A 21151-nucleotide genomic window follows, 5' to 3' on the forward strand; every position below is an offset into this window, starting at 1 on the left:
ACGCTTTTATGGCTAGAAACGCCTTTGGAAAAGCCGATGTTCTGTATTTACGCGGAAGTGGGAACTGACGAATGAAGCGTGTAGTGTCTGGTGCAATGAATGGAACGGTACGGGGAGCACTCGTATCGCTGATGCTGATTGGCGCCGGAACGCTGGTAACGTCTTGCCAGTCTGACCCTGACATCGACATCACCAAACTCGGCGTCGAGACCGATCCGCCGGATGTGCTTTACAAGCAGGGCCTTGCCAACATGAATGCTGGAAACATGACCGAAGCCGGTCGCAAGTTCTCGGCGATCGATAAGCAGTATCCTTTCACGGAATGGGGCCAGAAGGCTCTCGTGATGAACACCTTCATCGCCACACGTCAGAACAAGAACGAGGTGGCGATCGCTTCCGGCGCGCGCTTCCTCAAGCAATACCCACGCGCCAAGGATGCCGCCTACGTTCAATACATGATCGGTCTTGCCTATTCCAAGCAGATTGCCGACGTGACGCAGGATCAGCGCGCTGCACAGCGCACGATCGAAGCGATGAACAAGGTCGTAACCGATTATCCGACCTCCGAATATGTGCCGGATGCGCAGGCGAAAATCCGCTTTGCGCGTGACCAGCTTGCTGGCCGCGAAATGCAGGTTGGCCGTTACTATCTTGAGCGCAAGGAATATCTTGCTGCCGTATCGCGCTTCCGCATCGTCGTTGAGCAGTATCAGAACACCAACCAGATCGAAGAAGCTCTCGCACGTCTGACAGAAGCCTATTATGCCATGGGTCTGGTGGACGAGGCGCAAACGGCGGCTGCGGTTCTCGGCAACAATTATCCTGACAGCCAGTGGTACGGTGATTCGTACAAGCTGCTGAAGGGGCAGGGGCTTGAGCCACGCGAAAACAAGGAATCCTGGATTTCCCGCGCTGGCAAAAAAATCGTGGGTGCCTGAGAGCAGAGCATAAGACATGTTGGTCCAGCTATCGATCCGCGACATCGTTCTGATCGAACGGCTCGACCTAGGGTTCGAGGCCGGCCTTTCTGTGCTGACCGGCGAAACGGGCGCTGGCAAATCCATTCTTCTCGATAGTCTGTCGCTCGCACTTGGCGGGCGTGGCGATGGTGGCCTTGTGCGCCATGGCGAAGACAAGGGGCAGGTTACCGCCACCTTCGAAGTGGGGATGGATCATCCCGCCCGTGTGCTGCTGCGCGATAATGGGTTGGATGACGATGGCGATCTGATTTTTCGTCGTGTGCAATCCGCCGATGGCCGCACCAAGGCCTATGTCAACGATCAGGCCGTTTCCGTTCAACTGATGCGCCAGCTTGGTCAGCATATGGTCGAAATCCACGGTCAGCATGATGATCGTGCGCTTGTCGATACCAATGCGCATCGCACCCTTCTGGACGCCTTTGCCGGTTTGACGGACGAGGTCGTGTCCGTTCAGTCGCTGTACCGAACATGGAAAGACGCCGAGCGTGGCCTGAAGGTTCACCGTGCCAAGGTGGAGGCCGCCGCCCGCGAGGCGGATTATCTGCGCTCCTCCGTCGAAGAGCTCGAGATTCTGGCGCCGATGGATGGCGAAGAAGACGAGTTGGCCGAGCGCCGCGCCGTGATGCAGAAGTCCGAGCGCATTGCCGGTGACATCGCCGAGGCGAGCGATTTTCTGAATGGTAATGCTTCGCCTGTACCCGTCATTGCATCTATGATGCGCCGTCTGGAGCGCAAGAGCCACGAAGCGCCGGGCCTGCTGGAAGAGACGGTGCAGTTGCTGGATGCGGCACTCGACAGTCTTTCCAATGCGCAGATGGAAGTTGAGGCGGCGCTGCGGCGCACCGAGTTCGATCCGCGTGAACTGGAGCGCGTCGAGGAGCGTCTGTTTGGCTTACGTGCGGCCGCCCGCAAATATTCCGTTCCCGTCACCGAGCTTCCGGCGCTGGCCGAGCGCATGGTTGCCGATCTTGCCGATCTGGACGCGGGCGAGGAAAAGCTTGCCCAGCTGGAAAAGCATCTGGGTGTGGTGAAAACGGATTTTGACCGGGCTGCCCTGTCACTCTCAGAAAAACGCCACAAGGCAGCGTCGGCGCTTTCCGAAGCTGTGATGGCGGAGCTTCCAGCGTTGAAGCTGGAGCGCGCGCGCTTCACCGTGGAAGTCAGCAGCGATGCGGCTTTGGGTACGGCTGATGGCATCGATGTCGTGGAATTCCATGTTCAGACCAACCCCGGCACGCGCCCCGGCCCGATCATGAAAGTGGCGTCAGGCGGCGAGCTTTCGCGGTTCCTGCTGGCGCTGAAGGTCGCGCTTGCTGATCGTGGGTCCGCACCCACGCTGGTCTTCGATGAAATCGACACGGGCGTCGGCGGGGCCGTGGCAGATGCCATCGGCCAGCGGCTGAGACGTCTGTCGAAAACCGTGCAGGTTCTGTCCGTGACCCACGCGCCGCAGGTCGCAGCCCGTGCTGCCACGCACTTGCTCATCTCCAAGGGACCATCCGGCGATGGCACCGAGCGCATTGCCACGCGCGTCACCACCATGCAGCCGGAACACCGCACCGAGGAAATCGCCCGCATGCTGGCCGGTGCGTCTGTCACGGATGAGGCGAGGGCGGCGGCGGCACGTTTGCTGGCGGCCAAGGACTAACGGCTGACCGCGACTGCAACGCCGGAGCCGATCATGACGCCACCAGCCGTGCGATTGACCCGGCGGACGATCTTGGGCGAACGCAGCAAACCGCGGGCGCGCACCGCAAGCGCGACATGGCCACCGATGACGATGGCTTCCACAAAGAGAATGACGCCAGCCAGCGCGGCCAGATGATCGACGGTCAACGATGATCCTACGACGTTCGGCAGAAGAGCGACATAAAACAGCGGCATTTTCGGATTGCCGAGGTTGAGTGCCATCCCTGTTGCGAAAATCGAAAACAGATTTCCGCGTTCTTTCACCGCTTGCAGTTTCGGCACAACCGGCTCTGCCGTCCACAATTTGATACCCATCCAGATCAGATAGGCCGCACCGGCGTAGCGCAGGATGGTCATCAGTGTCCCCATCTCGGCGGCAAGAATGGACAGGCCGAAAGCGGCGAGTGTCAGGAAAATCAGGATGCCCGCGACTGTACCTGCGCCATAGGCGAGGCCGGATGCCGCGCCATGGGTGATGGTGCGGGCAACGATGGTCATATTATCGGGACCGGGGCTGGCCGCGAAAACAAAGAAGGTGGCGGCGAAGGCGATGAGCGTCATCATGTCCATATGGATATTCCCCCGTTTGATTCAGTCGTGATTTTCAGATTACCGCAATGCCGGACGTTGAAAACTGTCTCACCTTCGTTAAAAACGAATTCTGTTCATGCAAGAGGCCTGCTCCATGTCCCAAGATCAAACCCCGGTGGAAAAACTGTCCGAGCTTGAGGCGTCTGCCGAGCTTGCCTTTCTGGCTGCCGAGCTTGCGCGGCATGATGCGCTCTATCATGGCAAGGATGCGCCGGAGGTCTCGGACGCTGACTATGATGCGCTGAAGCGCCGCAACGACGCTATAGAGGCGGCATTCCCTGATCTCGTCAGGGCGGACAGTCCGTCCAAGAAAGTCGGTTTCGCGCCGCTGGCAACATTCGCGCCCATCGTGCACGCCCGGCCTATGCTGTCTCTGGACAACGCCTTTTCCGATGATGACGTGCGCGATTTCGTGGCATCGGTCTACCGCTTCCTGGGCAACCTGCCGGATGATTCGATTGCCTTTACGGCCGAGCCGAAGATCGACGGTCTTTCGATGTCGATTCGCTACGAGAACGGCAAGCTGAAAACGGCGGCCACCCGTGGCGATGGCACCACCGGCGAGAATGTAACGGCCAATATTCTGACCATCAAGGAAATCCCGAACAGCCTGCCGAAGGGCGTGCCTGATGTGGTGGAAGTGCGCGGCGAGGTCTACATGGCCAAGAGCGATTTTCTGGCGCTGAACGCGCAGATGGAAGCCGATGGCAAGCAGACCTATGTCAATCCGCGCAACACGGCGTCCGGTTCGCTACGGCAACTGGATGCGAATGTGACGGCCAGGCGCAAGCTGCGCTTTTTTGCCTATGCACTGGGCGAGGTTTCCGATGACGGTCAGCCGGTGCGTCTTGCAGACACGCAATTCGGAATCGTGGAAAAGTTCAGGGAATGGGGATTTCCGGTAAACCCGTTCATGAAGCGATTCACATCCGGCCAGCAACTGATTGAACATTATCAGGAAATCGGCATAGCAAGGCCGGATCTCGATTACGATATCGACGGCGTTGTTTACAAGGTGGACCGGCTCGATTTGCAGGAAAGGCTCGGCTTCCGTTCCCGCAGTCCGCGCTGGGCAACCGCGCACAAGTTTCCGGCGGAGCAGGCATTCACGACCGTTGAAAAGATCGAGATACAGGTGGGTCGCACCGGCGCCTTGACGCCGGTTGCGCGTCTGACGCCGATCACGGTCGGCGGCGTGGTCGTGACAAACGCGACGCTGCACAATGCCGATTACATCGAAGGCATCGGCAATAATGGCGAGCGTATTCGGCCAGAGGGCCATGATATCCGCGTCGGCGATACCGTCATCGTCCAGCGCGCAGGGGATGTCATTCCGCAGGTGCTGGATGTTCTTCTGGAAAAGCGCGATGGCGGTTCGCAGCCTTACGAATTTCCAAAACAGTGCCCGGTTTGCGGCAGTCACGCGGTGCGCGAGCGCAATGAGAAAACCGGCAAGCTCGATTCCGTTACCCGTTGCACGGGCGGATTTGCCTGTTCCGCGCAGGCGAAAGAGCATCTCAAGCATTTCGTGTCGCGCAATGCCTTCGACATCGAAGGTCTCGGCACGAAGCAGATCGATTTCTTCTTCGAGAGCGAAGACCCGGCACTGTCTATCAGGACCGCACCCCAGATTTTCACTCTGAAAAAGCGTCAGGAAGAGTCCCATCTTACCAAACTGGAAAACATCGATGGATTCGGCAAAACCAGCGTCAAAAAGCTGTTCGATGCCATCGATGCGCGCCGCGAGATCGACCTGCATCGCCTGATCTTCGCACTGGGCATTCGCCATGTGGGGGAAACGACGGGAAAACTTCTGGCGCGCACCTACGGCACCTATGAGCATTTCGAAGACGCCATGAAAGCCGCCGCTGATTTGACCGGCGATGCCTGGGCCGAGCTCAACAGCGTCGAGGGCATCGGTGAAGTGATGGCGCGCGCCATCGTTGAATTCTACAAGGAGCCGCGTAATCTCGACGTTATCGACCGGCTGATGAAAGAGCTTCGTCCGAAGGAAGCTGAAAAGCCGACGACGGAAGGAAGTCCCGTCGCTGGCAAGACGGTGGTCTTTACTGGCTCGCTGGTGAAATTCACCCGCGACGAGGCAAAGGCCCGTGCCGAAAGCTTGGGTGCCAAGGTAGCCGGCTCCGTTTCCAAAAAGACCGACTACGTGGTGGCAGGGCCGGGTGCTGGCTCAAAACTCGACAAGGCCCGCGAACTTGGCGTGCAGACCATGGATGAGGATGAGTGGCTGGCGCTGATTGCGGGGTAGGTCAACTGTCGTTTCAGCTGAAAAAGGCTCAAACCTGTTGGTTCAACCATCAGCCTTCACATCGTCTGAGCGCCCGGCAAACCAATTGGCCAGCAGCGCACCGGAGATGTTGTGCCAAACGCTGAAAATGGCGCTTGGTACGGCTGCCAGCGGCGAGAAGTATGCCGTGGCCAGAGCAGCTCCAAGTCCGGAATTCTGCATGCCGACTTCGATGGCAATTGCCTTGCGCTTTGCAAGCGTCAAACCACAGGCTTTTGCGGCGAAAAAGCCCAGCAGATAACCAAGCCCATTGTGCAGGATGACGACAGCGAAGATCATCAGGCCGGACTGCACAATCGATGCCTTGGACGCGCCAACCACGGCTGATACGATAAGTACGATGCCGATGACGCTCACCAATGGCAAGGCAGGAACGGCAGCTTTAACGAAGGCTGGCAGTAGCTTCTGAAGGGCTGCCCCGAGCGCAAGCGGCACGAGTACGACCTTGATGATGCTCATAAACATCGCCCAGCCATCCACTGGCAGATACTGGCTTGCAAACATCCACACAAGGAATGGTGTGATGATGGGAGCAGCGATGGTGGTGACCGAGGTGCAGGCGACCGAGAGTGCGACATCGCCTTTGGAAAGATAGGTCATGACATTCGAGGACGTACCGCCCGGGCAGCAGCCAACAAGGATCACCCCGGCGGCAACTTCGGGTGGCATGGGGATCAAACGTGTCAGCAGCACTGCAAGCAGTGGCATGATGAGAAACTGTCCCAGAACGCCAATTGTCACGTCGAAAGGACGCTTTACGACCTCCCTGAAGTCATCCAGAGAAAGAGTGAGGCCCATGCCGAACATGATGATGGACAAGAGCGTAACGATCCAGGGGCCGATCTGCTTAAACGTGTCTGGGAAGAAGAAGCCGAGGAACGCGAACAACACGACCCAGGCGGCAAATGTCTTGCCAACAAATGATGATATCAGCGCCAATGTCTTCATGTTCGTTTCCTTCCGCCTAGCCTGCGGGGACGTCTAAAGGCACGATCCTGACTGTCAAGGTCATCACACACGTCATTTGACCGGCATAAGCCTGCTCCCGGCATCACAAACCGTTACCGGACATGTTTCCTGCGAAACACCCGCCCATCAATGGCCACCAGGCCGCCGGCGATCATGGCCATGCCGAGGAGGTGTTTTGCTTCCAGCTGTTCTCCCAGCACGAGGGAGCCAAGCAGAATGGCGCTGACGGGGATGAGGAAGGTGACGAGGGCGAGGTTTGTAGCGCCTGCGGAAGCGAGAATGCGGAAGAAAATCAGGTAGGCGAGTGCTGTGGACAGGAGTGCTATGCCGAGGAGTGCGGCCCAGACTTCACCGCTTGGCACGGCGAGCGACCATGGCTGGTCGATGACGAGGGCCAAAGGGATGAGCATGATGGTGGACGCAGAAATTTGCCCGGTCGCGGTAACCAGTGGTGGTACGCCCATGGCCTTGAAGCGGCGGCCGAAAATTCCGGCGAAGGCGTAGGAGATCGCTGCGCCGAGAATAGCGAGTTGGCCCCAGAGGCTGGAGCTTTCACCGGTGAGTGCTTCGGGGCCTATCATGGTTGCGACCCCGGCAAAGCCGATGATGATCCCGGTTAGCTTGTTGATGGTCAGTTTTTCATCCACCGTCAGCATGTGGGCGACGATGACAGTGAAAAGCGGGGTTGTTGCATTGAGAATGGAGGCAACGCCGCTGGCAATATGGGTCTGGCCCCAGACGATGAGGCAGAAGGGGATGATATTGTTGAGCAGACCCATGCCAAAGAAAGCGCGAAGGACATCGCGGTTCGTTGGCCATCGGTAACCCATGAAGCGACAGACGGTGAGCAGCGCCAGCGCGGCGATGGAGACGCGCAGCGTGACGATGGTCACGGGCGGCAGTTCCTTGACAGCGATGCCGACGAAAAAGAACGATCCGCCCCACAGGACCGAAAGTGCAACGAGCAGCGCCCATTCGGTTGCGTTCATCTGTTTATGTACGGCCACGTCGGATGCCCCCTTGCCACATCGGTTCCGCCTTTGTGTAATTCGGGCAATAGCGCGTTACCACCCGATTCCGGCAGGCGGTTCATTTTCGTGGTGTTTTCCTTTATGTCGAGCGAGTAGCAAGCGGGAATCACCTTTGAAAACCATCGCCATCGATTTCGAAACAGCCAATGAGGAGCGGGGTAGTGCCTGTTCCGTGGGGCTGGCGTGGATCGAAAACGGCCGGATCGTGCGGGTGGAAGAGCGGTTGATCCGCCCCAGGGATATGCGGTTTTCGCCGTTTAATGTTGCCATTCACGGCATCAAACCTGTTGACGTGGAAGACGCACCGGAATTTCCTGAAGTGATGGACGAGTTCATCGAGGATTTTCGGGACGCGACGATGATTGCGCATAATGCCGCTTTCGATTTCAGTGTCATGCGGGCGAGTTTCGACAAGTATCGGCAGAGCTATCCGCAGCTTTCCTACTTGTGCAGTGTGAAGATGTCGCAGCGCGTCTGGCCCTCGCTGCCCTCGCACAAACTCAACATCATCGCCCACCATCTGCAACTGCGTTTCGTGCACCATAATGCGGCGGAAGACGCCGTCGTGTGTGCGGCTGCGGCCATTGCGGTGGCGAAGGCTGTCAACGTGGAGCACATCCACCACATACCCGAAAAGATAGGCATGGTGGCAGGGCGGTTGCACGCTGCGGGTTACGCGCCATGCACAATGAGAAAACGCTGACTTTGCGGTCTTGTGGTGCGCTTGCGGGTACCTATCTCTATGGCAGCTTATGGAGGGCTTAGGGTTATGGTTTCAAAGGTACTTTGTGCACTCGGCGTTGCTGCTTCTGTTGCTCTACCCATCGCGGCCTATGCGCAGGTGGTTGGCAAGGTCGGGGTCGACTGGACTGGAAACGATATCGTCGTAGAGGCGGTCGCGGACCCGCAGGTCAAGGGCGTAACGTGCCACGTCACCTATTTCGACCGTGGCGTTATCGACCGCCTGAAGAATGGAAACTGGTTCGAAGACCCTTCCAACAACGCCATTTCATGCAGTCAGACCGGACCCGTGGAAGTGGGTGATATCGATCTGGACGATGAGGGTGAAGAGGTCTTCCGCCAGGGCATGTCGCTGGTGTGGAAAAAGATGGTCGTCAACCGCATCTACGACAAGGCGAACGATACGCTGATCTATCTCGTTCACACCCGTGAACTGACCGATGGTTCCGCCAAGATGGCGATTTCCACCGTGCCGCTCTACGGGCAGACTGTGACATGGAAAAACGGCAAGCCGTGAGGCTCGCCGTTTTCTTAAAGTCCATCGATACGTGCGGCGAGCCTTAGGCGGCTTCGCGCGAAAGCTCGTCGGCGATAACGGTGTCGAGGTTGAGGAAGCAGACCATGCTCTTTTCCAGCGCCACGATGCCGCGGCAGAAATCGCGCTGTTCTTCCGGGATGATTTCCGGTGCGGGCTGAAGGTCTTCGGATTTGATGGTCATCATGTCGGAGACCTGTTCGACCAGAAGGCCGACGAGCTTGCCGCCGATATCGGTGACGATGATGGCTGAGCGTTCTGAAGGCTCGGTCATTTTCATGCCCAGACGGCACGCCATATCGATGACGGGAATAACCGCGCCACGAAGGTTGATGAGGCCAAGAACATAAGGCGGCGTGTGCGGCATCGGGGTGACCGGTGCCCAACCGCGAATTTCGCGGATCGCCATGATGTCTATGCAGAATTCCTGATCGCCGAGATGGAAGGAAACGATTTCAAGGTATGCGCCGGATTGCTTGATGGCGTTTGACATGATTTGAACTTCCTGACGGCTCTCTGGCTGGCCGTTTCGATTTGGGAGGTATGCGGTGTCGGGAGGTTTCCTGATGACATCATGTCGTGCGCTTGAGCGACCGCTGGCGATCATAATGCCCGAAAACCATTTAAACTTTTCCTAACGGACGGCTGTAAACACACAGTAGAAGCACGTTATTTACTGTTTCATGCGGGCTTGTTTGGCGGTATAGACAAAGCATGAAATCTGTACTCGCAGGTCCGTTGAAAGTGCTTGGTGTCACGGTTGCAACAGGCGCAGCATTGCTGCTGGCTGTTTTGACGTTTCAGGGCTGGATGCGACATGGCACGGATATTTTTCTGTCCGCCGTTCAAAGCGGTATCGCTTGGTGCCTTTGAGCGCCTTGATATTTGAGACAAAATAGCGCGGCTGGCGCAATGTGGCCTTTCCTGAATTGCCGAACTTCATCTTGCTGGTCTAGAAGCATGTCAGGAAAGCTGGCTTACCGCTGATCGGGGAATGGCATGAAAAATATTCGTATTGCGCTTTGGGGTGCCGTCGCCGTTCTGCTTGGCGTCATGGGCTGGCTGACGATAGAGCTGACCAAGAGCCGCGAACAGATGGTGGAGGAAGTCTACGGCGTTCCATTCCAGCTGGTTGCGCAGAACGGTCAGCCGATTACCGAACAAGCTTTTCAGGGCAAGCCGACGGCTTTGTTCTTCGGCTTTACCCATTGCCCGGAAGTCTGCCCGACCACGCTGTTCGAGCTGAATGGCTGGATGGAAAAGGTTGACCCGGCAGGCGACAGGATGCAGGCCTATTTCGTGTCCGTCGATCCTGAGCGGGATACGCCTGAAATTCTCAACCAGTATGTTTCCAATGTTTCCAAGCGGATCACCGGTGTTACCGGTGCACCGGACAAGATTGCAGAGACGTTGAGGGGATATCGCATCTACGCCAAGAAAGTACCGGTGGATGAGAAGGACCCGAACGGCGATTACACCATGGATCACACCGCATCGGTTATACTGCTGGATGCGAAGGGCCGCTTTGCAGGCACCATCGCCTATGGTGAGAACCCCGATGTTGCCATCCAGAAGCTGCAAAATCTCACCAAGACCTGATCTTTGATCAATAATCTCACCAGAAGTCCATTGGACTGCTGCCGCTTTTATGGCAAAGGCTGACGGCTGAAACATCTGCATAGAAAGTCTCAGCCGTGAGCGAAATCCGTCTTTATGTGTCCACCACCGAAGTTCAATCGGGCGAAGTTCTGGATTTGCTGTCCGAGGTGTTCGGTGAAGAAGACATCGCTATCGCCAACACCGAGGTGGATGAGAAGCGCGACATCTGGGAAACGTCCGTCTACCTCTATGCAAATGATGAAGACGATGTTCGCAACCGTGTCGATGAGGCGCTGAAGTCTGCCTTCCCGCATCTCACCCTTGTGCGTGAAGTGATTCCCGACGTCGACTGGATTGCCAAATCGCTGGAAGGGCTGACGCCAGTCAGAGCAGGGCGGTTCCTCGTGCACGGCTCGCATGACCGCGACAAGGTTCGGATCAACGATCTCGCCATCGAAATCGAGGCTGGTCAGGCCTTCGGCACTGGCCACCATGGTACGACGGCGGGTTGCCTTGAGATGATCGAGCAGGTTCTGCGGGCGCGCACCATTCGCAATGCGCTGGATTTGGGTACGGGCAGCGGCGTTCTGGCCATCGCGGTCGCAAAGATGCGCCCGGTGCCTGTTCTGGCAACGGATATCGACCCCATCGCCATCAGGGTTGCCAAGGAAAACGCGCGATTGAATGGCATCGTTTCGGGCATGTCGCTGGAAACAGCTCCCGGCTTTCATTCGGATTCGTTTCGCAAGCATGGGCCTTTCGACCTCATCATTGCCAATATTCTTGCCCGCCCATTGATCAAGATGGCGCCGCAACTGGTGACGCATCTGGCACCCGGCGGGACGGTCATCCTGTCCGGCATTCTGGCGTCGCAGCGGTGGAAGGTGCTTTCGGCCTATAATGGCATGCATCTCAGCCATATCCGCACATTGTGGCGCAATGGTTGGGTGACGATCCATCTGCGCAAGGACTGAGTGTTGTAAACACGAGCCTTTCGTCTGGACGTTGGCAAGCGTGACGCGATAAGGTCCGCTCCGAAACAGGCATTCGGAAAGTCATTCATGTTCCAGTCATTCGACAACAAGTCCACACCGCAATTCGGCAAAACCCGTGTCGAGGCGCTTCGCGCAACATTCGATACTCTTGGTATCGATGGTTTTCTCGTGCCGCGCGCCGATGAATATCAGGGCGAATATGTACCTGAATCAGCCGAACGGCTGGCGTGGCTGACGGGCTTTACCGGTTCGGCCGGTGTCGTGCTGGTCACGCGCAACGAGGCGATTGTGTTTGTCGATGGTCGCTATACGACACAGTTGGCCACGCAGGTTGATCCATCCGTTTTCCGGGGCGGCGACCTGGTGGGCGCACCACCTTCGAAGTGGCTTGCCGATAACGCTCCGGATGGCTTTCGCCTTGGCATCGATCCGTGGCTGCACACGGGTGCTGAACTGAAGCGATTCGAACAGGCGCTCTCGGAACAAGGCGGCTCGGTGGTTCTTCTGGGAGCCAATCCGCTTGACCCGCTGTGGGACGGTCGCCCCGCCGAACCGTTGGAGCCGGTTACGATCCAGCCGGATGCCGTCACGGGCATTCCCGCCAACATGAAGATCACGGTCATTGGTGAGATCGTATCAGGGCGTAAAGCCAATGCAGTGCTGATGACCGATCCGTCCTCGATTGCCTGGACATTCAACATTCGCGGCAATGACGTGCCGCACACGCCACACCCTTTGGCGCGCGCCATCATCTATGCCGATGGCAGTGCCGATCTGTTTGTGGATGAGCGCAAGATCGGTGATGAGGTCAAGGCCCATCTCGCACCACTCGCCACTCTTCTGCCGCCCGCTGACATCGAGGCACGGTTACATGCGATTGCCAGTGCGGCAGGCCGTATTCTCGCCGATGTCGATGTGACACCGGTGGCACTGACGCTTTCCATAAAGGAAGCCGGTGGAGAGGTGATCGAAGCCTCCGATCCGGTCAAATTGCCACGCGCCTGCAAGAATACCGCAGAGCTTGCCGGTTCAGCCGCCGCCCACGTGCAGGACGGGGCGGCCATGGTGGAGTTTCTGGCCTGGCTGGACAAACAGCAGCCGGGTACGTTGACGGAGATCAAGGCCGTGACCGCGCTGGAGGCCGTACGGGCGAGGGTAGGGCAGACGTTGCAGAACCCGCTCAAGGATATTTCCTTCGACACGATTTCCGGCGCTGGCGAGAATGCCGCCATCATGCATTACCGCGTGACGACGGACAGCGACCGGCCATTGAATGATGGCACGATGTTCCTGATCGATTCCGGCGCGCAGTACATCAACGGCACGACGGATATCACACGCACGGTCGCAATCGGCAATGTGCCCGAGGAACAGAAGCGTTTCTTCACGCTGGTTCTGAAGGGCTTCATCTCCATCAGCGTTGCACGTTTTCCCAAGGGTACGCGTGGTTGCGATCTCGATCCGCTGGCGCGCATCGCACTGTGGAAGGCGGGCGCGGATTACGCTCATGGCACGGGCCACGGTGTCGGCTCCTACCTCTCCGTGCATGAGGGACCACAGCGTATTTCCCGTGTGTCGCAACAGGAACTCCTGCCGGGCATGATCCTGTCGAACGAGCCGGGATATTACCGTCCTGGTGCATTCGGCATCCGCATCGAAAACCTGATCTACGTGCGTGAGGCGGAAGCGGTTGACGGTGGCGACCTGCCGATGCTGTCGTTCGAGACGCTGACATGGTGCCCTGTCGACCGGCGGCTTATCGTCGTTTCGCTTCTGACCGGCGAAGAGCTGGAATGGTTGAACGCCTATCACGCAAAGGTCAGGGACAAGCTCCTGCCACTGATTTCCGACGAAGAGGTGCAGCAATGGCTGAACGCTGCGACCGAGCCGCTTACGCGATAGAGAAGTAACGCATTGCCACGACAAGCGCCCAGCCTGATATCAGCATGATCAGGCCGGGAAAGCGCAGGCCGACGATTAGTGCCAGGATCATGCCGAGCTTCACCTCGTATCCGCCTTCGAAAAAGGCGGGTGCGACGAGCGTGGTCAGCACGGCCACGGGAACGGCGTTGAGACCGGCTTCGACACGCGGCGGAATGGTCTTCATCCGTACCATCAGCACATAACCGCCAATGCGGGTGAGATATGTCGCGACAGCACCGGCGAAGATGATGAACAATGTCTGCGGATCAAAGAGGTCGTTCATCATACGGCCTCCCCGCTATCGACAATGGTTTGCGGCTCAGCTGGTGCTGGCGGCAGGATGACGGCAAGCAGGATGCCGGTCATGGCGCCTATGCTGACATGCCAGGGCGAGCCGACGAAATGATAGGCGGCGATGGCGCCAACGGCGCTGGCCAGCATGACGGGGTAGAAGTTGCTGCGGGTGCGAAACCCCAGCACCATCCCCATGAAATAGACCGGCAGCAGCACATCGAAGCCCGCCGCCTTCGGATCGCCGATCAGATTGCCCAGCGACGCGCCCGCAATGGTGGAGAGCATCCAGCCGACATAGACGATCAGCGCGTAGCCCATATACCAGGAAAAATCGACCTTGCCGTGGATTTCCTTCTGGCGCACGGATTCGGCAAATTGCGGATCGACCAGAAAGAAAAAGCCGATTGCCTTGCGGGCAAGCGACCATTCCGGGACAATGCGGACCATGGCTGCCGAGTAAAGCACGTGGCGGAAATTGACGGCGAAGATGGACAGCACCACAAGCCAGGCCGGTAGATTCTGGTTGAACAACTCGATACCGACCAGCTGGCTGGCCCCGGCGTAGATGCTGCCGCTCATCAAAATCGCTTCGGCAACCGTCAAGCCGTTATCAATCGCCACGGCACCGAAAAGAGCGCCGAAGGGCAAGACGGACAGAGTGACGGGGAGGCCACGTTTGAGGCCGGACCGAAAGGTGGACACTGACATATGTTAGAAGCTCCGAATTTCTCCTGCTCCTAGCGTCCTCAGCGTCATCTGACAAACGAATTGCTGGAATAGATTAGATTGATTTCATTGAAGTATCGATTACGCTCCCCGTAACCGAAGGAGCCTGTGATGAAAGACTTGAAGCTGGAAAAGCAGCAAAAGGCCGATATGGTCACCGCGCTGCGTGGCTTTCTCACCGACGAACTCGACGTGGATATCGGCGCGCTTCAGGTCGATATGCTGGTGGACCATCTTGCCGAGGTGATTGGTCCGGTGTTTTACAACAAGGGCCTGCGTGACGCGCATGAAGCGGTGCTGCAGCGTATGGAATATGCGGCAGCCGATATCGACTTGCTGGAGCGAACGGTGCCGCGCCGGTGAGACCCGGCATCAGTCGTTCAGGATATCGCTGCTGTTGACGATGGCCACGCCCTTGGCCCTCATAGACGCAATGGCGTTTCGGATGCCTTCGGGGTCGATCCCGCGGCTTGCGTCCTCGATGAAGCGCACCTTGACATCAGGTAACATATCCACGGCGTCCAGCGCTGAAAAACTGACGCAGTAATCGGTTGCCAGCCCACAGATGTCCAACACGGTCACGCCCTGGCGCTCCAGATATTCCGACAGGCCGGTGGTTGCGAATTGGTCATTGTCACGAAAGGCTGAATAGCTGTCCACAGCGGGGTTCTCGCCCTTTTGCTGCACATAGTCGAAGGCGTCCGTGTTCAAGTCGGGGTGGAATTCCGCGTCCTGCGTGCCTTGGACGCAATGATCCGGCCACATGACTTGCGGCTTGCCGGAAAGCTCGCCCAACTCGAATGCCTGTTTGTCCGGATGCTGGGAGGCGAAGCTGCCGTGGTTTGCCGGATGCCAGTCCTGCGAAGCAACGATGATGTCGTATCCACCATTGTCTATCAGTGCATTGGCGATGGGTACGATCTTGTCGCCATCCTTCACGGCGAGGTTGCCGCCTGGGCAGAAACCATTCTGGATATCGATCAAAAGCAGAGCTTTCATATTGTGTCCTCCGACATCATGTGAAGATGCCAACCGAAAGGGTTTGGATCAAGCCCAAACGTTCACGCACCTGGCTATTCGTTAACATCTGACATTACGCCGCCGTAATTTTAGCCAAATCGGCCTATAACCGAGCTTTATCGGTGGGAAGAATCAGTTACCGTCCATATCGAAATCTCTTACACGCGCCTTATCCGACCATTCTCGGCATGACATCTCATGGCGTGTGGTAACTTGGTAGGCGGCTTAAGAGAAACGCATGCGAGCTTTCAAAGAACTGTGTTTTCAGGGGACTTGTAAAGACTTTGGTTACCATAATTCGGCATGCTCTGAACCTGTTAGCAACGATGCTGGCGCACCTAGCGTGCAGCTTTCGCGGCATTCACACGATGACCGGTTTCGACCGGTCTTGCGTAACCGGTTTGAGTAAAATGTATCATGGCGTTATCACTCGTGGCTCGTAACGAAGTGCGCGTTGGCCGCGCTTCCGTCACCGCAAAGCGCAAGCCTGCTGGCTTGGGCAAATTTTCCGCCATGCTGGGCGGCGGCGTGTTGGCAAGTGTCTGTGCCGTCACGGCTTTTGCGTCTCTGCATGGTATGGCGCAAGCCTCCCATGGGGTGCAGCGCTTCGACAAGCTGCTTGTCGCCGGTCTGGAGCGGACGTCGCTCGATGCGGCCGAGCGGAATGTTCATATTCGCAAATTCTCCCGTCTTTCGGAAAACGGTCACGGCAGCCAGAAGGCCGTGCGGCTCGCCGCCGAGCATCACATCGGTGCAAAGGCTTTTGCCGAACGTTACGGTGCATCCGTTGCCATGAATGCCCATGCGCAGGCTGCGGCTCAAGCCCTGGCAGCGCTGCGCCCATCGGCGATTGTCGATTCGGCGCTTGGCCGCAATACTGAGCAGGCCATGCTGGAAACGCAGGCGAAGGAACACCCGGCATTCGAGGTGGCGCTGGGCAAGCCTCAGACAACCACCGATAACGAGATCGATCTGCTGCCGGAAACTGTTCCGCTGCCAAGCTTCCGTCCGGAGATTGCACGTGCGGTAGACGTCGAGCCGACACCACGCCCAGCCGTACCATCTCTGGCTGAGAAGCAACTGGCGGCGGCGCCCACTTCAGCACCCGTACCTGCGCCTATTCAACAGAGACCCGCGACCAACATGGTGGCTTTCGCGCGGCCTGACAATCCGATGCGTGAAACCAAGATGGATGCTGTGCCGTGGCCTGATCGCGGCAATGGCACTGCCATCTATGATATTTCCGCAGGCGTCGTGCATTTGCCAAGCGGCGAAAAGCTGGAAGCCCACTCCGGCATTGGCAAGATGCGGGACAATCCTGATTTCGTGCATGTTAAAATGCGCGGTGCCACACCGCCTTCAAGCTACAAGCTGACGATGCGCGAGTCGCTGTTTCACGGCGTCGAAGCCATTCGTCTGACGCCTGAGAGCGGCGTCAACCCGCATGGACGGAACGGCCTTCTGGCACACACTTACATGCTGGCACGGCGTGGTGAATCCAATGGCTGTGTTGTTTTCAAGGATTACACGCGCTTTCTGGCCGCTTTCAAACGAGGCGAAGTCAAGCGGATCGTGGTTGTGCCGAAGCTTTCGGGACGGTCTTCCATGACGGCTGGTGGCGCGACGAAGGGCAGTGGCAAAACACTGTTCGGCATGCTGGCCGGTCGCGGTACGGATTCCTGACCCGGATCATCGCTTGCGTTGCGTCAGCACCATGCCTGCGAGAATGAGCAGAACGCCCAGCGCGCTGGCCCATGCTTTCGGTGGTTGATCGCTGAAAAGATCGAGCACCACACCCGACACCATCTGACCGCTGATGACAAGAAGCGCTGTGTTGACTGCGCCAATACGCGGAATGAGCCAGCTTCCCGATGCAATAAAAATGACGCCGATCGGTCCGCCAATGAAGGCGTACCACGGCGCGTCCGCCGCGCCTGATGGTAAGAGTCCACCGATGGCGAGACCAAGTGCCGTCAACACCACGAAGCCGACCAGATGGTTCCATAGGGACGCAATCAACGGTGAGTTCGACAGGCTGAGGCGACCGTTGATCTGACGGCTCAGCGATACGAAAACGCCGCCTGCAAAGGCCACTGCAATCCAAAATGTCATGCTGCTCTCCCCACCAGAACGATGAGCGCGCTACCGCCAAGGATGAGGGCTACTGTGCACAGATCACGCGCATCGGGACGGCGTTTTGGCAGGCCGAAAAGGCCCCAGAAGTCCGCAATCAGGCTGAAGATGACCTGGCCACCCAGCCCGAGCGCAATGGTGCCGGACAAAGCGAGCGGCGAGTTCACCGCGCTTGAGGTGAGCATGACGATGGCCGCACCAACAACGCCGCCCGTATATGCCCAGTACGGCGCCTTCGGCTTTGCCTGCCGCTCACCTTTGGGTTTTCGGTAGAGAATGGCGAGGTAGATCAGAGCCGCAATCGTGCCCGTGCCATGTGCCGTCCAAGACGAAAACAGGGCGTTGCCGTAATGGGCAAGCATACCGTTGAAATGCACCATCAAGGTCAACAGGCAACCGCTGGCGAAGGCCGCAGCAAGGTGGAGCGGGTTCAAGCGCGTATGGGTCTTTTCGGTCATGATGGGCCAATGCTTCAGAGGGTGATTCAGCTTTAGCCGATATGTCCTTGAAGCAAAATTGAATTTCGCTGAAGTTTGAAAAGTGGCAGCATTTATCGGAACCAAAAACGGTGTCGGTTGTTAAGTGGTCATGAAGAAAACGACCCGCAAACCTCTGAACCGCATGACTATTTTTGTCATCACGATTTTCATTTTGGCTATCATTGTTGCCGCTATCTATTTGATTGGCTTCACGCCGGGTGAGACGCCTCCGGTTTGATCACTGTCACCTCAGTCTGGTCGCTGCTTAATACGGTGATATCCATATTTTTTTGCGAAGACCCGTGATTACGCCTGCCATGCATCAGCATATACGATAATTCCGAAAATTCCGGGATGGGAAAGGTCAGCTTTCTGCCATCCGTGGCTTCAATCCGCTCGACCGGCAGGCCAAGTTCAGCGATTTTAGAAAACATGGCAACACGTCGTTTGTCCGTGCCACTGAGGTTTAAGAGTTAGGCATCAAGTCTAAATTTGGTTTAGGTAATAAATGCACGGATTTCCCCAACCATAGCTGGCCATAGAATGGGAAATATATTGCATTCAATTTTTTAAAGTGAATATCCGGCGCTGTGGGGCCGCAGGAGAGTATTAGTCCCGTGGCAAAAATAGTGACGCTTTAAACCCGCTCTACGAACCCGTCCAGCACGCGCTTTTGTCCGGCGCGATCGAAGTCGATGGTCAGTTTGTTACCTTCCACCCCCGCAACGTTGCCATTTCCAAATTTCATGTGAAAGACACGGTCGCCGACGAAGAATTTCGATGGGGTGTCTGCCACGGATTTCGCGACCAGTTCCCCGTCGATGGTGCGGCTTTTCGGGCCGCTTTCGCCATAGCCTATTCTGTCAACGGAGTGGCCGGAGCGGCTACCCCAATTGTCGCGGGTCGCATCCGACTTGTTGGCCTGCGCGCGTTTCCAGCCGGGTGTCGAATAATTGTTGGTGAACGGGTCTGCGGCGTCGAAACGCGACTGGCCGTAGCCGCCACGTCCGCCATATCCGCCGTAATTGCTGTCCGAGGCCGAAACCTCGACATGGTTGGGTGGCAGTTCTTCGAGAAAACGAGACGGGATCGTGGCTTGCCACAGCCCGTGGATGCGGCGGTTGGAAACGAACCAGATGTGGCAGCGGCGTTTGGCCCGCGTAATGCCGACATAGGCCAGCCGCCGTTCTTCTTCCAGACCGGAGCGGCCACCTTCGTCCAGTGAGCGCTGGTGCGGAAAGAGGCCTTCTTCCCAGCCCGGTAGAAAGACTGTCTCAAACTCCAGACCCTTGGCGGAGTGCAACGTCATGATTGAAACGGCGTCGAGTTCTGCGTTCTTTTCCGTGTCCATCACAAGTGCGACATGCTCGAGGAAGCTGCGCATGCTCTCATACGCTTCCATGGAGCGGATGAGTTCTTTCAGGTTTTCCAACCTGCCGGGGCCTTCGGCGGTTTTATCCGCCTGCCACATGGCGGTGTAACCGCTCTCATCGAGAATTTGCTCTGCCAGTACAGTGTGTTCGGTATTCTCAAGCAGGTTCTGCCAGCGGCGGAAATCCTGCACGACATCGAACAAGGCCTTACGCGCCTTCGGTTTCAACTCATCGGTTTCGATAATGTCGGCGGCAGCAGCGAGCATGGGAATGTCGCGGGCGCGGGCATAGTCATGCAGGTTGCGCACCGTGGTGTCGCCAAGGCCGCGCTTTGGCGTATTGATGATGCGCTCGAACGCCAGATCGTCGGCGGATTGGCAGACGAGACGGAAATAGGCGAGAGCGTCGCGGATTTCGAGGCGTTCATAGAAGCGCGGACCGCCGATGACGCGGTAGTTCAGGCCAAGCGTGACGAAGCGGTCTTCAAATTCACGCATCTGGAAGGACGCGCGGACCAGAATTGCCATGTTGTTGAGCGGATGCTTGATGCGCTGAAGCTGCTCGATTTCATCTCCAACGGCACGGGCTTCCTCTTCCGAATCCCACGCGGCGTGGACGACGACCTTTTCGTCGTCGGGTTCACTGCGATCGGTAAACAGCGTCTTGCCGAGGCGGCCTTCATTGTGGGCGATCAGATGACCGGCTGCGCCCAAAATATGTTCGGTGGAGCGATAGTTGCGCTCCAGCTTGATGACCTTTGCGCCGGGAAAATCCTTGTCGAAGCGTAGGATGTTGTCCACCTCGGCACCGCGCCAGCCGTAGATCGACTGGTCGTCGTCACCCACGCAACAGACGTTTTGCGGCTGGCCTTTGGGCCGCTGCGCCAAAAGGCGAAGCCACATATACTGGCAGGTGTTGGTGTCCTGATACTCGTCCACCAGAATGTAACGAAACTTCTGATGATATTCTTTCAAAATGTCCGGGTGGTTTCGGAAAATCGTGATCGGGTGCAGGAGCAGGTCGCCGAAATCGCAGGCGTTCAGCGTCTTTAGCCGCTGCTGATAAGCAGCATAGAGTTCACGGCCCTTGCCATTGGCAAAAGCGCGGCTGTCACCCTCGGGAATTTCAGGTGGCGTCAGTCCCTTGTTCTTCCAACCATCGATCATGCCCGCGAACTGTTTTGCGGGCCAGCGCTTGTCGTCCAGACCTTCGGCCTGAATGAGCTGCTTGAGCAGTCGCACCACATCATCGGTATCCAGAATGGTGAAATCGGATTTCAGGCTCATCAGCTCCGCATGGCGGCGGAGCAATTTTACACCGATGGAGTGGAAGGTGCCGAGCCACGGCATGCCTTCGACCGCACCGCCAACGAGAACGCCGATACGTTCCTTCATTTCGCGCGCGGCCTTGTTGGTAAAGGTCACGGCCAAAATCTGGCTTGGGTAGACGCGACCGGTTGCGAGAATATGTGCGATACGCGTGGTCAGGACCCGCGTCTTGCCGGTGCCGGCACCCGCGAGCACGAGAACGGGTCCCTCGAGAGTTTCGACGGCTTCGCGCTGCTCCGGGTTCAGGCCCGCCAGATAATCGGACGCAGCTCGCCCCTTATCACGTGCCGCCATGGCCTGCGCTGCTATGCCCAAACCACTAGCACAAGGGGGAGCGGCTGGCTGGCGGCGTGGCTCTGAAGGTTCTTCATCGAAGAACGGCATATCGTCGAAACTGTTACTCATGAGGCCCAATGTAGTGATTCGGGGCGGAAAGG

General features: G+C 57.5%; 22 protein-coding genes. 11 read left to right on the forward strand and 11 right to left on the reverse strand.

Annotation, left to right across the window (positions count from 1 at the left end):
* Positions 1-71 precede the first annotated feature (71 nt).
* Positions 72-938 carry an outer membrane protein assembly factor BamD gene (locus tag ATO67_RS05210; RefSeq protein ID WP_082760158.1) on the forward strand — a complete coding sequence of 289 codons (867 nt, stop codon included), beginning with the start codon at positions 72-74 and terminating at the stop codon, positions 936-938.
* Between the two features lie 16 nt (positions 939-954).
* Positions 955-2628: a DNA repair protein RecN gene (gene recN / locus ATO67_RS05215; protein ID WP_067645314.1), complete on the forward strand. Its 1674-nt coding sequence runs from the start codon at positions 955-957 to the stop codon at positions 2626-2628.
* Here recN and ATO67_RS05220 read toward each other — a convergent pair.
* Positions 2625-3239: a LysE family translocator gene (locus tag ATO67_RS05220; RefSeq protein WP_067645316.1), complete on the reverse strand. Its 615-nt coding sequence runs from the start codon at positions 3237-3239 to the stop codon at positions 2625-2627. The two genes, recN and ATO67_RS05220, sit on opposite strands and share 4 nt — an antisense overlap.
* A 115-nt stretch (positions 3240-3354) precedes the next feature.
* On the opposite strand from ATO67_RS05220, the gene ligA reads away from it, so the two are divergent.
* Complete coding sequence (gene ligA, locus ATO67_RS05225; RefSeq protein ID WP_067645628.1) at positions 3355-5529, forward strand: NAD-dependent DNA ligase LigA; 2175 nt, start codon at positions 3355-3357, stop codon at positions 5527-5529.
* Positions 5530-5571: 42 nt separating this feature from the next.
* Here the strand turns inward: ligA and ATO67_RS05230 are convergent, their stop codons facing one another.
* Positions 5572-6516, reverse strand: coding sequence for a bile acid:sodium symporter family protein (locus ATO67_RS05230; protein ID WP_067645318.1), 945 nt, complete (start codon positions 6514-6516; stop codon positions 5572-5574).
* Positions 6517-6629: 113 nt separating this feature from the next.
* Positions 6630-7526, reverse strand: a complete 897-nt coding sequence (locus tag ATO67_RS05235; RefSeq protein ID WP_082760159.1) for a DMT family transporter — start codon at positions 7524-7526, stop codon at positions 6630-6632.
* 154 nt (positions 7527-7680) lie between these two features.
* Between ATO67_RS05235 and ATO67_RS05240 the strand changes: the two genes are divergently transcribed.
* Together ATO67_RS05240 and ATO67_RS05245 are read left to right on the forward strand one after the other, a co-directional pair.
* Positions 7681-8271, forward strand: coding sequence for a 3'-5' exonuclease (locus ATO67_RS05240; RefSeq protein WP_067645322.1), 591 nt, complete (start codon positions 7681-7683; stop codon positions 8269-8271).
* 66 nt (positions 8272-8337) lie between these two features.
* Positions 8338-8826 (forward strand): CreA family protein, encoded by a 489-nt coding sequence (locus tag ATO67_RS05245; RefSeq protein ID WP_067645324.1) that lies wholly within the window; start codon positions 8338-8340, stop codon positions 8824-8826.
* Between the two features lie 43 nt (positions 8827-8869).
* On the opposite strand, the gene ATO67_RS05250 is transcribed toward ATO67_RS05245, so the two are convergent.
* A complete protein-coding gene (locus ATO67_RS05250; protein ID WP_067645630.1) occupies positions 8870-9337 on the reverse strand; it encodes a chemotaxis protein CheW in 468 nt (155 codons plus the stop codon).
* 221 nt (positions 9338-9558) lie between these two features.
* On the opposite strand from ATO67_RS05250, the gene ATO67_RS23235 reads away from it, so the two are divergent.
* From ATO67_RS23235 to ATO67_RS05270, 4 genes are all read left to right on the forward strand, one after another.
* Positions 9559-9717 (forward strand): hypothetical protein, encoded by a 159-nt coding sequence (locus ATO67_RS23235; protein WP_170063925.1) that lies wholly within the window; start codon positions 9559-9561, stop codon positions 9715-9717.
* Positions 9718-9843: 126 nt separating this feature from the next.
* A complete protein-coding gene (locus ATO67_RS05260; RefSeq protein WP_067645328.1) occupies positions 9844-10443 on the forward strand; it encodes an SCO family protein in 600 nt (199 codons plus the stop codon).
* Positions 10444-10538: 95 nt separating this feature from the next.
* On the forward strand, positions 10539-11417 hold the full coding sequence (locus ATO67_RS05265) for a 50S ribosomal protein L11 methyltransferase (protein WP_067645330.1): 879 nt from the start codon (positions 10539-10541) through the stop codon (positions 11415-11417).
* Between the two features lie 87 nt (positions 11418-11504).
* Positions 11505-13340, forward strand: a complete 1836-nt coding sequence (locus ATO67_RS05270) for an aminopeptidase P family protein (RefSeq protein WP_067645332.1) — start codon at positions 11505-11507, stop codon at positions 13338-13340.
* Here the strand turns inward: ATO67_RS05270 and ATO67_RS05275 are convergent.
* Positions 13330-13644, reverse strand: a complete 315-nt coding sequence (locus tag ATO67_RS05275; RefSeq protein ID WP_067645635.1) for an AzlD family protein — start codon at positions 13642-13644, stop codon at positions 13330-13332. The genes ATO67_RS05270 and ATO67_RS05275 overlap by 11 nt on opposite strands.
* Positions 13644-14363, reverse strand: coding sequence for an AzlC family ABC transporter permease (locus ATO67_RS05280; protein ID WP_067645334.1), 720 nt, complete (start codon positions 14361-14363; stop codon positions 13644-13646). The genes ATO67_RS05275 and ATO67_RS05280 overlap by 1 nt, the downstream gene beginning before the upstream one ends.
* Before the next feature lie 129 nt (positions 14364-14492).
* Here ATO67_RS05280 and ATO67_RS05285 point away from each other — a divergent pair, with 129 nt between their 5' ends.
* Complete coding sequence (locus ATO67_RS05285) at positions 14493-14744, forward strand: DUF2164 domain-containing protein (RefSeq protein WP_067645336.1); 252 nt, start codon at positions 14493-14495, stop codon at positions 14742-14744.
* Between the two features lie 9 nt (positions 14745-14753).
* Here the strand turns inward: ATO67_RS05285 and pncA are convergent, their stop codons facing one another.
* On the reverse strand, positions 14754-15380 hold the full coding sequence (gene pncA, locus ATO67_RS05290) for a bifunctional nicotinamidase/pyrazinamidase (protein ID WP_067645338.1): 627 nt from the start codon (positions 15378-15380) through the stop codon (positions 14754-14756).
* A 438-nt stretch (positions 15381-15818) separates the two neighbouring features.
* Here pncA and ATO67_RS05295 point away from each other — a divergent pair, with 438 nt between their 5' ends.
* Positions 15819-17084, forward strand: a complete 1266-nt coding sequence (locus tag ATO67_RS05295) for a DUF2778 domain-containing protein (protein ID WP_067645340.1) — start codon at positions 15819-15821, stop codon at positions 17082-17084.
* 6 nt (positions 17085-17090) lie between these two features.
* Here ATO67_RS05295 and ATO67_RS05300 read toward each other — a convergent pair whose 3' ends face one another.
* The 4 genes from ATO67_RS05300 to ATO67_RS05310 form a co-directional block, all read right to left on the reverse strand.
* Positions 17091-17513 (reverse strand): DMT family transporter, encoded by a 423-nt coding sequence (locus ATO67_RS05300; RefSeq protein ID WP_067645342.1) that lies wholly within the window; start codon positions 17511-17513, stop codon positions 17091-17093.
* The gene (locus tag ATO67_RS05305; protein ID WP_067645344.1) at positions 17510-17992 is read right to left on the reverse strand and encodes a DMT family transporter; all 483 of its coding nucleotides are present in this window, start codon (positions 17990-17992) and stop codon (positions 17510-17512) included. Before ATO67_RS05305 ends, ATO67_RS05300 begins: the two co-directional genes overlap by 4 nt.
* A 230-nt stretch (positions 17993-18222) precedes the next feature.
* The gene (locus ATO67_RS23060) at positions 18223-18447 is read right to left on the reverse strand and encodes a hypothetical protein (RefSeq protein ID WP_158667344.1); all 225 of its coding nucleotides are present in this window, start codon (positions 18445-18447) and stop codon (positions 18223-18225) included.
* A gap of 203 nt (positions 18448-18650) precedes the next feature.
* Positions 18651-21119, reverse strand: a complete 2469-nt coding sequence (locus ATO67_RS05310; protein WP_067645637.1) for an ATP-dependent helicase — start codon at positions 21117-21119, stop codon at positions 18651-18653.
* Positions 21120-21151 lie beyond the last annotated feature (32 nt).

Source organism: Agrobacterium bohemicum (assembly GCF_001562555.1).
Classification (GTDB): Bacteria; Pseudomonadota; Alphaproteobacteria; order Rhizobiales; family Rhizobiaceae; genus Agrobacterium; species Agrobacterium bohemicum.